The sequence below is a fragment of the Sulfidibacter corallicola genome, assembly GCF_017498545.1.
Taxonomy (GTDB): Bacteria; Acidobacteriota; Holophagae; order Acanthopleuribacterales; family Acanthopleuribacteraceae; genus Sulfidibacter; species Sulfidibacter corallicola.
Genome location: NZ_CP071793.1, coordinates 525,584 through 538,648, shown reverse-complemented (window position 1 = coordinate 538,648; position 13,065 = coordinate 525,584). Strand labels below are relative to the sequence as shown.

Annotated in this window: 10 protein-coding genes; 6 read left to right on the top strand and 4 right to left on the bottom strand. The window is 59.2% G+C overall.

Annotated elements, in window-relative coordinates; genetic code table 11:
- The first annotated feature begins 352 nt into the window (after nucleotides 1-352).
- Together J3U87_RS01715 and J3U87_RS01710 are read left to right on the top strand one after the other, a co-directional pair.
- On the top strand, nucleotides 353-2,806 hold the full coding sequence (locus tag J3U87_RS01715; RefSeq protein ID WP_237381295.1) for an efflux RND transporter permease subunit: 2,454 nt from the start codon (nucleotides 353-355) through the stop codon (nucleotides 2,804-2,806).
- 347 nt (nucleotides 2,807-3,153) lie between these two features.
- Nucleotides 3,154-4,311: a GGDEF domain-containing protein gene (locus J3U87_RS01710; protein ID WP_237381294.1), complete on the top strand. Its 1,158-nt coding sequence runs from the start codon at nucleotides 3,154-3,156 to the stop codon at nucleotides 4,309-4,311.
- A gap of 84 nt (nucleotides 4,312-4,395) precedes the next feature.
- Here the strand turns inward: J3U87_RS01710 and J3U87_RS01705 are convergent, their stop codons facing one another.
- Complete coding sequence (locus J3U87_RS01705; protein ID WP_237381293.1) at nucleotides 4,396-5,175, bottom strand: SDR family oxidoreductase; 780 nt, start codon at nucleotides 5,173-5,175, stop codon at nucleotides 4,396-4,398.
- A 206-nt stretch (nucleotides 5,176-5,381) separates the two neighbouring features.
- On the opposite strand from J3U87_RS01705, the gene J3U87_RS01700 reads away from it, so the two are divergent.
- Nucleotides 5,382-6,599, top strand: coding sequence for an FIST signal transduction protein (locus J3U87_RS01700; protein ID WP_237381292.1), 1,218 nt, complete (start codon nucleotides 5,382-5,384; stop codon nucleotides 6,597-6,599).
- 291 nt (nucleotides 6,600-6,890) lie between these two features.
- On the opposite strand, the gene J3U87_RS01695 is transcribed toward J3U87_RS01700, so the two are convergent.
- Together J3U87_RS01695 and J3U87_RS01690 are read right to left on the bottom strand one after the other, a co-directional pair.
- On the bottom strand, nucleotides 6,891-7,628 hold the full coding sequence (locus tag J3U87_RS01695; protein WP_237381291.1) for a hypothetical protein: 738 nt from the start codon (nucleotides 7,626-7,628) through the stop codon (nucleotides 6,891-6,893).
- A 205-nt stretch (nucleotides 7,629-7,833) separates the two neighbouring features.
- Complete coding sequence (locus J3U87_RS01690; protein ID WP_237381290.1) at nucleotides 7,834-8,505, bottom strand: response regulator; 672 nt, start codon at nucleotides 8,503-8,505, stop codon at nucleotides 7,834-7,836.
- A 388-nt stretch (nucleotides 8,506-8,893) separates the two neighbouring features.
- Between J3U87_RS01690 and J3U87_RS01685 the strand changes: the two genes are divergently transcribed.
- Both J3U87_RS01685 and J3U87_RS01680 read left to right on the top strand, forming a co-directional pair.
- Nucleotides 8,894-9,751, top strand: a complete 858-nt coding sequence (locus J3U87_RS01685) for an N-acetylmuramoyl-L-alanine amidase-like domain-containing protein (RefSeq protein ID WP_237381289.1) — start codon at nucleotides 8,894-8,896, stop codon at nucleotides 9,749-9,751.
- A gap of 94 nt (nucleotides 9,752-9,845) precedes the next feature.
- Nucleotides 9,846-10,616 (top strand): enoyl-CoA hydratase/isomerase family protein, encoded by a 771-nt coding sequence (locus J3U87_RS01680; RefSeq protein WP_237381288.1) that lies wholly within the window; start codon nucleotides 9,846-9,848, stop codon nucleotides 10,614-10,616.
- 494 nt (nucleotides 10,617-11,110) lie between these two features.
- Here J3U87_RS01680 and J3U87_RS01675 read toward each other — a convergent pair whose 3' ends face one another.
- A complete protein-coding gene (locus tag J3U87_RS01675; RefSeq protein WP_237381287.1) occupies nucleotides 11,111-11,275 on the bottom strand; it encodes a hypothetical protein in 165 nt (54 codons plus the stop codon).
- Between the two features lie 381 nt (nucleotides 11,276-11,656).
- Between J3U87_RS01675 and J3U87_RS01670 the strand changes: the two genes are divergently transcribed.
- Entirely contained in the window at nucleotides 11,657-13,036 is a 1,380-nt protein-coding gene (locus tag J3U87_RS01670; protein WP_237381286.1) for a radical SAM/SPASM domain-containing protein, read from the top strand.
- The last annotated feature ends 29 nt before the right edge of the window (nucleotides 13,037-13,065 follow it).

Genomic DNA, 13,065 nt, shown 5'->3' with positions numbered 1-13,065 from the left:
CAGGCGGCGGACTATCTTCCCTTACCGCCGCCTCTCCCGAATCGCGGTGTTTCCAGCCGGTTGACCGCTCTTCGACAGACAAAGGCCGAGGTTTTCGGGGTAAGAGCCGCCGCGCGTCCATCGCGTTTCGTTTTCGAAAAAGGCCCGTTTCCGCAGGAGCGGCGGTTAAACCGGATCGCGGGTCGTCCCGTTAGCAGGGCAAGTCGCAAGGGGGAACCACTCCCGTTTCAGCCAGATGGCCCGAGGCGATTTGGGATTTTCGCATCCTCGCCGAACCTGATTTAATAGGGCCATCCCTCGGCACGACGGGCTCTTGGCCTTTCCGGCTCCAAAATTCGATGAGTAGGTGTGTATGACGACATCCAAGTCGCGAATGTACGATGCTTCGATCCTGGCCCGTCCCTATACCGTCTTGGCGACCGTGGTTCTCGTCGCCTTGTTTTTCGGGCTCTTCACGCCCCGGTTCCAACTGGAGGCGTCCAGCGATTCGCTGATTCTCGACGACGATGCCGACCTCCGCTACTACCAGACGATTCGCAAGCAATTCGGTGAAGACAGCTTTTTGATCATCACCTACAAACCCGAAGGCGACCTGTTCTCCGACGAAGTATTGGGTCGGCTGCGCGCCATGGTGACCGACCTGAAGGGACTGGAGCCCGTCGACGAAGTCCAATCCATCCTGGACGTCCCCCTGCTGCTGAGCCCCAAGCTGTCCATTGCCGCGCTGATCCAAGGCCTGCCCGTTTTGGAAGACGCCCGTGTGGATCGCGACCTGGCCAAAATCGAACTGACCGAGAGCCCCTTTTACGAGAAACAGCTAATCAGTACCGACGGCACCACCACCGCCCTTCAGGTCACCCTGAAACCCGATGCCCATTTCGAGACACTGAATCTGCGCCGCAACGATCTTCGCGCGAGAAAGTTCGAAGGCACCCTTTCCGAAACCGAACGGCGCGAATTGGCCCAGGTGGATCATTCCTATCGCAAGGCCTCCATCCGGCAAACCGAGCGGCAAGAGGCGACCGTGGATCAAGTTCGCGGCATTCTGGATCGCTACCGCGGCGACGCCGAAATCCACCTCGGCGGCGTTCCGATGATCGTGGCCGACATGATCGATTTCGTGCGACGCGACATCGCGGTCTTCGGCATCGGGGTCTTTTTGTTCCTCGTATTGAGCCTGAGCGTCATCTTTCGCCGCCCCCGCTTCGTGGTGGTGCCGCTGATCGCCTGCGCCGGCACGGTTTTGATCATGATCGGGTTCCTGGGCTTCGTCGACTGGCGGGCGACCGTCATTTCGTCGAATTTCACCTCGCTCCTGCTGATCATCACCATGTCGATGGCGATCCACGTGGCGGTTCGCTACCACGAATTGCGCGAGGCCGAGCCCGATTTGGATCAGAGCCAGTTGGTGGCCCGAACCGCAGCCGGTGTGGGCCTGCCGTGCTTCTACTGCGCCCTGACGACGATGGTCGGCTTCGGGTCGTTGGTGGTGAGCGGCATCAAACCAGTCATCGATTTCGGATTGATGATGGCCGTCGGCATCATGGTCGCCTACCTGATGGTTTTCGCGGTATTCCCGCCGATCCTGAAACTCCTGTCGCGCGGCACGATTCGGCCTTTCGGCGCCGAACGCGGCTCTCTGACCGGATTCCTGGCCGATGTGACGGAGCGCCGCGGCAATGCCCTGCTGATCGTCGCCGCGGTCCTGCTCGTGGTCTCCGTTCTGGGCCTCAACCGGCTGAGCGTCGACAACCGGTTCATCGATTATTTCAAGGAATCCACCGAGATTCATCGCGGCATGCGCATCATCGACCAGCAGCTCGGAGGCACGGTGCCGCTCGAGATCATCGTCGAGGGCGAGGGCGCCAATTACTGGGCCAGCCCCCAGAACCTCGCCAAGTTGCGCCGCATCCACCAGTTCCTGGACGACCTGCCCGAAACGGGCAAGGTGCTGTCGCTCGATTCCGCCATCCGCGTCGCCGAAGAGGTCCACGGCGCCCCCATGAATCGAATCATTTTCGCCATGGTGCGCCGGCTCCTACCCGAGCGCTTCAAGGCGGCGGTCATGGATCCTTTCGTCAGCGACGATTTTTCCCGCTTGCGCCTCGTCGCCCGCATCGTGGAAAGCGATCCCAATCTCGAGCGCCAAGCGCTCGTGGACAAGATCCATCACTTCATGCGTGAAGAGGCGGGGCTGGGCCCCGACCAGTATCGACTGACCGGCATGTACGTCCTCTACAACAACATGCTGCAGAGCTTGTTCCGCTCGCAAATCACCACGATCGGGTCGGTGTTCTTCGCGATCCTGATCATGTTCACGATATTGTTCCGCTCGCTGAAGCTGGCGCTGATCGGGATCGTTCCCAACCTCTTTCCCGTTCTGCTGGTCCTGGGCACCATGGGATGGCTGGACATTCCCCTCGATTTGATGACCATCACTATCGCCGCCATCACGATCGGGATCGCGGTCGACCACACGATTCACTACATTCATCGCTTCAAAAGAGAGTTCGAGAAAAACCGCAATTACATCGCGACCATGCGAACGTGTCACGCCGGGGTGGGCCGCGCCATGTATTTCACCTCGCTGACCATCATCGCCGGTTTCTCCATTCTGTGCCTGTCCCAATTCATTCCCACCATCTACTTCGGGCTGTTCACCAGCTTCGCCATGCTGGTCGCGCTACTCGCCTCGATGACCCTCCTGCCCAAACTGCTGCTGCTCCTGCAACCGCTGGGACCGGAGCGGGCGGCGGAACCGTCCGAGGAGGCGGCCATCACGGCCACGCCTCCCGCCTCGCTCTAGGATTCATTCAGAAACAGGGCTTTTTGGAGAGATGTGTTCCGAACCGGCCCCGTGATCCCTGGCAACGCGGCCTCGGCCGTCAGGAATCGAGCTTCGGCCCATCACCTGTAACTCGAGAACGTTGCCGGGACCTCACACTCGGGACCCGATGCAGTGCCCGACCAGCAGAGCCGCTCGGGAAGTTGCAATGATTCCGTTTCTGGACGGACCCGATCTAGCATCCACTCTAACTTTTCTGATAAAATCAAAAATAACACTCGTAATATTTTTCACAGAACGTTCGAGCTTATCGCATCGCCTTCGCCACCGGTTCCACCGGTCGCATTTCTCCTGCGCGAGGCAGCGTCATGGATCCTTTCGACCAGAACCAGACCACCGCGGAGTGGGCAATTACCCAGGCCAAACAGCGCACCCGTTTGACCAACATGCGCTATGGCTTCTACGCCTATTTGGTGGCGCTTTTCATCTGGTTTCTGGCCTACCAGATGGGATTTCTTTACCTGCCGGTGCGCGTCGCGTTGGCCATGGTCATTCTCCATTGCGCGGCCCAAGGCCTCTTCGTTTCTTTGATCCTCGCCAATTGGAACCTGAAGTTCAAGGAACCGAGCCTCACCATTCCCGTCATCGTGACAGCGTTGGTCATCAATGGCCCCGTGCTGATGTACATGACCCGCGAGAGCCGGGCGATTATGTTGTTCCTCTTCCTGTTCCCGTTCTTTTTCACACTCCTGCGATTGACTTATCGCCAGTGCTACCTCATCGCCACCTTCGGCATCATCAGCTACCTCGGGCTCCTCTTCCTGATCCACCGCCGAAATCCGGAACAACTGGACATTCGCCTGGAGATGCTCAACCTGACGGTGTTCGGCGTCAGCCTGATGTGGCTGGCTTTTTTTGCAGGTCACGTCAGCACCATTCGCAAACACCTTCGCCGCAAGAACTTGGAGAACCGGCAGCTTCTTGCCAGGCTCGAGGAAATGGCCGAAAGAGACGAATTGACCGGACTGGTCAACCGGCGCAAGTTCATGGAGCGCGTGACCGAACTCCGCCAATGGGCCGACCGCAAAGGAAAAACCCTGTGCCTGGCCATGATCGATCTCGATCATTTCAAACGCGTGAACGACCAGTACGGCCACGCCATGGGCGATCGCGTGCTGCAGACATTCGGCAGCCTGGCCCTGTCGGAGTTACGCGGCTACGATCTCATCGCGCGTTATGGCGGCGAGGAGTTCGTCGTGATTCAATCCGATACCGAACTCAAGGCCAGCAAGGCCAGCTTGGAACGGTTACAACGCGCATTTTCGAAAATTCACTTCGAAGGCGGCGGACGAGGCGTCCTCAAGGCGACCTTCTCCGTGGGCATCGCCACCTACCTGCCCGGCGAGGATATGGAGGACACCCTCGAACGGGCCGACAAGGCGCTGTACCAAGCCAAGGCGGAAGGGCGCAACCGGGTGTGCATGGAGTCGAGATTGGTAGGGAAGGCCGATCCGGCCGCCAATTGAAGGCCGACAGCCGGGATCTCGTCTGGAAGCGATTCAGGGTTGTCACGCGGATCACCGGTTCCGTGCGCATTCTCCGAATGGGCACTACGCCATGCCGCCACCGTCCATCACCAGGACCTGGCCGGTCGTAAACCCCGAGTCGGGATGGCATAGGTGCAAGACTGCCGCGGCGACTTCCCGAGGCGTGCCCATCCGCCTCATGGGAACCTTCGCCAGGGCCCGCTGAAGCACCTCGTCACCGGCTCCGGCAACCATCGGCGTATCGATCACGCCGGGACACACCGCATTGACACGTATGCCCCTACCCGCCAGTTCGATGGCGACACTGCGGGTCAAACCGACGACGGCGTGTTTGCTGGCACTGTAGGAGGAGAAGCGGTCGAATCCCTTCAACCCGCTGACCGATGCGGCATTGACGATGGCGCCACCGCCCGTTTCCATCAGGACCGCTTCGTGCTTCATACATCGCCAGACACCGCCCACGTTGATCTCGAAGATGCGCTGGAAAAGTGCGGCCTCGGTTTCCAGAAAAAGCGTCGGCGAGCCACAGATTCCGGCATTGTTGAATGCGTAATCCAGACCGCCGAACCGGTCGGTCAGGATCCCGAACGCCCGGGCCACGGACGCCTCGTTCGCCACATCCATTTCGATGAATTCGGCCGTGCCGCCAGCCTCCTCGATGGAACGCGCCATTTCCGAACCACCGCTGCAATCCAGGTCACACAGCGCAACGGCGGCCCCGCGCGCAGCGAAAGCACGCGCGGTGGCGGCACCGATGCCCGATGCGGCACCGGTCACCAGGGCGACCTTGTCGCGAAAAGGCGAAATGGGCGGTTCCAAGTCCGCAAACCCGTCAGTTTTCATCAGGACACTCCTTCCAGGCAACCATCGTCACGAACGGGAAAAGGATTAACCTCGAACACACCGAACCCGGTGTACCCGGCACGATTCGAAATACTCGCGAACCCTTGCCAACACCAGAGAATAACTCGCGCCCCCTGGAAAAGAGGAAGCCATTGTGGTTTGATCGCTAGAGGAAGAACACATCTCCACACTTTTTAGAGGCGTCTATGAAATGGAGTTCCGCGCTGGCGGTCGAAGATGATTTGGAAGAGGCTCTGCAGCAATGCATCCAAAAAATCCGGGCCGATTTGGAGGGCCAGGCACCCGACCTGCTGTTGGTCTTCGTGTCGCCGCACCACAGCGCATTGTTCGATTGCGTTCCCCGACTGCTGGTTCAGGAACTCCAACCCGCCCAAATCCTGGGCTGCTGCGGCAGTGGCCTGATCGGCGGCGGACGCGAACGGGAACACCAGGTCGCCTTCTCGCTGACGGCGGCCCTGCTCCCCCACACGCGCGTCAACACCTTCCACTTGGATGCCTCGATCAAAAAGCCCCTGACGCTCAACGGATTGACCGAAGCGGTGGGCATGGCACCGGAAGACGGCCCGGCCTTCATTCTCCTTTCCGACCCCTTCACCTTCCCCACCGAATCGTCCCTGGCCCTGTTCGATCAGGCCTATCCCTTCAGCCAGAAGATCGGCGGCCTGGTGAGCGGCGGCGAAAGCCCGGGCGACCACGTGCTCTACGCCGGAGGGCACATGTACCACGGCGGTATGGTAGGCGCCGCGCTGGAGGGCCCCATCGCGATGGACACCATCGTGGCCCAAGGCTGCCGCCCCATCGGCTTACCGCAATACCTGACCTCGAGCCACGGCAACATCATCGTGGAGATCAACGGCCACTCGCCGAAATTGGTTCTCGAGGAACTCTATCGATCGCTGAACAGCGAAGAACGGGAGATCTTTCGTCACTCCCTGTTCCTGGGTATCGAAATGCAGCCCGAAGAACGCGTCTACAACCGCGGCGATTACCTGATTCGCAACTTGCTGGGCATGGACTTGACCAACGGCTATCTCCAGGTCGGTGCCGATGTATCGAAAACGCGCGTGATTCAGTTCCACCTGCGCGACCGGAACGCATCCATCCAGGATTTGACGAGCCAACTGACGCGTTACCGCGAAGTGGCCGCCAGGTTTCCACCACGCGGCGCGCTGCTGTTCAGTTGCCTGGGCCGAGGCCAAGCCTTTTTCGGGGTACCCGATCACGACAGCAACCTGTTTCACGAGGAGCTCGGCGAAGTGCCGCTGGGCGGATTCTTCTGCAATGGAGAAATCGGGCCGGTTCAGGGTAGGACCTACATTCACGGCTACACGAGTTGTTTCGGGGTCTTTCGCGAAAAAGAGGAACGACACGAGCTGCACGTCCCACCCGCCGAAGAACCCTGAAGCATCGAATCCTTGGCCCGGTCGCGGAGAGTCCCCGGTCCTGGACGGGGGCGGGGGCCGCCACGTCCGGATCGCTTCGAACCAATCGTCCGCCGGTCCCGCCCGTCGGTCATGCCGAAGTGCCGGACCTGAACGGATTCCGGACCGCGGATGATCGAATCCATGCCAAATGCGGTTCGCTGCTCGACCTCGCGGATTCGAGCGCACGGATCGCTTCGAACGGTTCATCCTACGGGCTCGCCGGACCTTCCTTGCCGACGGGTCACGACGGCTCTCCTGGCTGGCGAGCCATCAACTCTGTTTCAGCGCTTCCTTGACCTTGCGGAGCATGGCCGGTCCACCGTTTTGGAAGAATTCGAGAAGCTCGTTGAGGCTGACGTGTTGGCCATGGAGCGTGATGGTGCGCGGATTCTTGATTCGCTTCAAGTTGGAAGCGTGGGTGAACACGATTTTCTGGTAGAGCAGGCCGCAGTGCTCTTTATGCTCGCGTTTGCGATCCAATTTCTTGCGAAGGGCGTCGCGCTTGCTGGAATCGACGGTGCCGCTGAGCTTGCCGCGCACTTCCTTGATGTTCTCGCTGGCCTTCTTGGCCTCGGTCGCCAGCTTGTAGAGCGTGGGAAACACCGCGTAGGTGACGTTTTTGTAGCCACCACCCTGCTCCTCGAGCATGATGGTCACTTTTTCTTCTTCAAAATAAGTTTGGAGGCACAACAAGACGCGAAAGATGGCGCGATCTTCAACGAGAAGCGAAGGGCATTCACCCTTTCGGACGACTTTTTCAATGCTGGAGATCACCTTTTTTTCGAGATCGGTAAAATCACCGTTAATCCCTTTATGTATCCCCAGCAGCACAATGATGTCATTTTGAATCCGTTCGAGCACGTTGATAGGTGTCAAAGACAACTGATAGAGACGCTCAGACTCATCGACTGTCCGCTTCTTTCCGTGAGAAAGAAGCTCCTTCCCCGCCTTCGGACTCAAAGTCTGGTCATGATCGGAAGGGATGGGTTCCCTGTCATCGGATACCATGTCGATTCATCCCCCGTGAAAATGAATGGAGCCCGCGCTCCACTGCCGAGACCACCCGGTCTCCCCTGACCCCGCCCGGACGACGACATCGTAAAAGCGGGACATAGTTATTTTTAACAGAATCGCAACTCGTGAATCAATTGAGATACATACTTTTTACCGGGAACTTGAGCCGGGTCGCATCTACTTTCGAACCCCGACACACTTACATCCCACGCAAAGTTTTCCCAATCGCCTCAACTCTGCGACGTACTTCCTTTTCCAACCTGACGACGTGTTGTCGGGCTCGATGTGCCAAATTCCATTTGGTCGTCAGATTCAGTGCCAGTTGCTTGACTCCGACCGAGTCAAAGGGTTTTTTGATGAACAGTAACTTATCGTTGACACCCAGGGCTTCGACCATTTCGTCCCAGGTGTAGTCCGAATAGGCGGTGACGATGACCACCTCGGTAAAGGGATGCTTGCGCCAGATTTGATCGACCGTACGGATGCCGTCCCAACCCGGGGGCATGCGCACATCCATGAACACGACCGCGTAGGGGTTGCCATCGCTGTCGGCCTGATCCACCATTTGCAGCGCCTGCTTGCCCTGGTACGCGGAATCGACCTGGTACTCGATTGCGGGTATTTTCTTGCTGGAACTGAATTCCGGGTCGCCATCGAACAACGCTTCCTCGAAATCCTCCAATACCAGATCCGCGCTGGACTTGGCACCGCTGTTCAGGATCTTGAGGAAGTCGGCATGAATGTCGCGGTTGTCATCGCAGATCAATATGCGATTGTTGAAGCCCTTTTCACCGATTTTCACCAAGTCGGCCGCCACATCGTCATCCTTTTTCCCCGCCAGATCCTCTTCATCGGAGCTGGATCCATTCACACCCGGATTTGACTGGTCCCCAGTATCACGCGGCTCGCCTCGGGAACGTTCTTCGTCGGGCTGGACGATCATCGAATCGGGCGGGTTCCCCCCGAGCGCCACGGGATTCGACCGAGTGACATTCATTTCCATCGCTGGACCTCGTAATTGCGGCGACTGGTTCGAGCAGGAATTCCGTGTTGTGGGTCACACGCTTTACCGTGACTATCGGAAATCACCTCAAAGATCTTGACAAAAAGTTGACGATCCGGGGCAAGGTTGCGGGTGACCCGGGCCTCCCGCAATGCCGCGGGCTGGCGCGGTCGCCGATCTGTTGTTATGATGGATTCGCCACTCTTTTACCGCCACCCGACCCCGGATCTCAACATCCTGTTTCGCAAGAGGTTCCATGATGAAACCAAGCGCCACTCCGCGAACCATCCGCTGGCTCGTCGTCGCGATCTTCGCCATCCTTCCGGCTTGGACACAATCGGCCCAGAAGGAGCTTTTCGAAGATGCTCAGCGCCAGATCGTCCCCAAAGCCGAGGAACCGATCGGCGAGTTGATGGTGGTGATCGGGGAAACCTTTCTGGGCATCCCCTACGAAGGCTATACTCTGGAAAGCGAAACCGGGGAAGATCTGGTGGTCCGCTTCGATCGCTACGACTGCTTCACCTTCGCCGAGAGCGTGTTGGCCCTGGCCAGGACCCTGAAAATCCCCAGAGCCGATTTCGAACGGTACCGCGGCGAATTGCGCACGATCCGCTATCGCGACGGCACCATCGATGGTTACCCCTCGCGCCTGCACTACACCAGCGATTGGGCCCACGACAACCACCAGAAAGGCGTCGTGGTGGACATCACCCGTCAAATCGGCGGCGAACCCTACCCCAAAACCATCGATTTCATGACCAAACACCGCCCCAGTTACCCCGCCTTGGCCAAAAGCGAGGCGGACTGGAAGACGATGCAGGAAGTGGAGCGCGCCATCAACCAACGCAAGCGCTTCTACATCCCCAAGGCCAAGGTGCGCGACAAGGAGAACCTGATCCAGGACGGCGATATCGTGGCGATCACAACCTCCATCAAGGGTCTCGACGTGGTCCACGTCGGCCTCGCGGTGCGTCGGCAGGGCCGCATCCACATGCTGCACGCCAGTTCCCGCAACCAAAAGGTCGAGATCACCGAGCAGCCGCTGCACGACTACCTGGCCAAGCACAAAACCCAGACGGGCCTGATGGTGTTCCGGCCGAGCGCCCTCCGCTGAGGCCCCGGCCGATTTCCGCTTTCATAGATTCTATCCCGAGCCGGGCCGGACAGGGACCTTCCGTCGGCACCGGCCACCACTCGAGGAGTGAACCATGTCCATCGAATTGATTCACGAGGGTCCCGTCTCGATCGTCACCCTCAACACGCCCCCCATGAACCTGCTGGAAATCGAGACCATGGACCTGTTGGTCGATCTCCACCGCGAGGCGGACGCACATCCCGAATCCCGGGTGATCGTCACGCGATCCGCGGTGCCCAACATGTTTTCCAACGGCCTCAACCCGCAGTACGTCCTCGCCATGAGCCCCGAGGCCCGCGTCGACATCTTTCGCGCGGTGGGTCGCATGCTGCACGGCCTGTTTTCGCTCGGCAAACCCCACATCGCCGTGGTGAACGGACCCGCCATGGCGGGTGGTGCCATCCTGGCCCTTACCGCCGATTTCCGGCTGATGGAAGCCGAACACGGCCGCCTCTGTTTCTCCGAGCCCAAGGTAGGCCTGCCGATTCCGCAGCCGGTGGCGCGCATCATCGCCCACTTCTGCCTACCGGCCATGCTGCGGGAAGTGGTGCTTTTGGGCAAGAACATGGACGCCCATACCGCCCGAGAAACGGGTCTGGTGGACGCCACCGCCGAGGGCACCGAAGCCCTGGAGGAGCTGGTCAAAAACCAGGTGGCGCGGCTGGCGCGTCTCAGCCCGGCGGTGCTTCGCTCGACCAAGGCGGGCATGCGCAGTCACCTGCGCGAACTGACCGCCCAATTCGCCGACGACCTGGGCGAGTTCGCCAACTTCACGGGCCCGGATTTTCTGGGCGAGGGCCTGACCGCCCTGATGGAGCAGCGTCACCCGATCTTCAAGCGCTGAGTTCCACCCGACGGATCGGGCCGACGGCCCGACCGTCGAATGTCATGCCGGGCAACCCATACGACGCGGATCATCCGAAACGACCCTAAAACACCCGAGAATCCATGAAGCGGGCCATGGAGATGGCGCCTAGGCGGCACCGTGCCCTTTGGACGGTCGTCGCGGCCGATTTCCAGGACTCGGTCCTACCTAACTTACCGATGAATCGACCGGAGAGAGGCACCCACAGGACCGGCCGAGAGCCCCACCGATCCCGGTAACACCCGGTCCGTTTCGCAGGCCGGCACCCATCATTCAGGATCAGATGAAATGGCCGACGGGGCTCACTTTTGGTCTTCGTACGGTTGATCATTCGTTCGGCCGGCATTCCCGCCTCGATACGAACTCCTGCCCCAGCAGCCACCCATTCATCAGTCTTGCGGCCATGACCGGAATAACAAAAAAGGGCGACCAAAAAGGTCGCCCTTTCCGCTCGGGGCCAGACCCCGGAGCGATTAGATGTCGGAAGTGGGGACGCCGTAGAGCGGCTGAGCACATTTCAAGGGATCGCAGCCAACACCGGCTTTGACACCCGTTTTGACCTTTTTACCGGTCCCTTCGATCTCTGCCAGCAGCTCTTTAGCTTTAATCATTTCTTTGACAACGGCGTACTTTTTCATTTTAACCTCCAAAACAATATTCGCATTTCGCTTCTTTTCGTTGAAGAGTCTCCGATTCAACGCTTTTTCACGAAAATACACATCCATCTTAGGGAGACTTTCAGCTTTTCGTCAACGCCAAAGGCTCGAAATGTGCTTCTACTAAGCTCTAAATATTGAAAATATGCCCGCAATTACATTCATGAATTCAGTTCCAAGTCGACACCTTGACTTTCGCCGAGTATTCTTGGAACATGTTTTGGCGCGGGTTAATTTGACCATTCACATCATTTCGACTCATATATCATCTATGGAAATTTCCACACTCGCATTTTTCCCAAACCCGCGCCGCTTTTCAGCACCCGCTTCCCCCACCCTTTCCAGCATTGAGAAGGAGCCACCATGAGCTTTACCGATCCCGTCGCCCAAGACCTACATGCCGCCGAATCCGGCCAGGCGGACAGCTATGTCCGCACCACCTACGCCGTCTGGGAAATCACGCTCAAGTGCAACCTGGCCTGCGCCCACTGCGGTTCACGCGCCGGAGACAGCCGAGTCGACGAGCTTTCCACCGAGGAAGCCTTCGACCTCATTCACCAGATGGCCGAATTGGGCATCAAGGAGGTCAGCCTCATCGGTGGCGAAGCGTTTCTCCGCAAAGACTGGCTGGACCTCGCCCGCGAGATCACGCGGGTCGGCATGCGGGCCACCATGACCACTGGCGGCTTCGGCATCTCGGAACGCACCGCCGAACGCATGAAGGAAGCGGGCATCCGCACCGTCTCGGTATCCATCGACGGTCTGGAGGACGTGCACGACAAGCTGCGCGGTCGCAAGGGTTCCTGGCGCCAGTGCTTCCAAACGATCGAAAACATGCGCAAAGCCGGAATTCCGATCGGGACCAACACCCAGATCAACCGCCGCAGCGCCCCCATCCTGCCCATGCTCTACCAGAAGCTGGTCGATGCCGGCGTGAAGATGTGGCAGATCCAGCTCACGGTCCCGATGGGCAACGCGGTGGAGGAAGCGGAACTCCTGATGCAACCCTTCGAGTTGCTGGACCTGTACCCGCTACTGGCCTTCCTTTCCAAGGTGGGTGTCAACGATGGCATGGTGGTTCAGCCAGGCAACAACATCGGCTACTACGGCCCCTACGAGCGAGCCATGCGGGGTGTCAAATTCAAGGACCGCGAGAACATGTTCTACACGGGCTGCAATGCCGGCATCGACGTCATCGGCATCGAAGCCGACGGCAGCATCAAGGGTTGTCCTTCCCTGCCCACCAAGGCCTACACCGGCGGCAACATTCGCAAGACCTCGTTGCACGACATCTTCTTCAAGGCCGAAGAGCTCACTATCAACGAGGCGGCCGGTACCGAGGCGGGGACCGACCACCTGTGGGGCCATTGCAAATCCTGCGAGTTCGCCTCCCTGTGCCGCGGCGGGTGCAACTGGACGGCCCACGTGTTCTTCGGCAAACGCGGCAACAATCCCTACTGCCACCACCGCGCATTGAAGCGAGCCGCGAACGGCCAACGCGAGCGGTTTTTCCTGACCGAGGCAGCCAGTGGCCTGCCCTTCGATCACGGCATCTTCGACATGGTCGACGAGCCGCTGGACGCGCCCTATTCCTCTCCGCTGGCCTTCGATCTCGACAATGTTCAGTTCCCGGAGGAATGGAAAAAGCGCATTCCCAACCTCGTGGCCGATCTGAGGGCCCACCGCGACCGCTACATCAAGTATTATTCCGAGAGTCGTTTCGGCCAATCCCAACCCGCCTGATCGGGCGACACCCCAGGTCGAACCCGGTA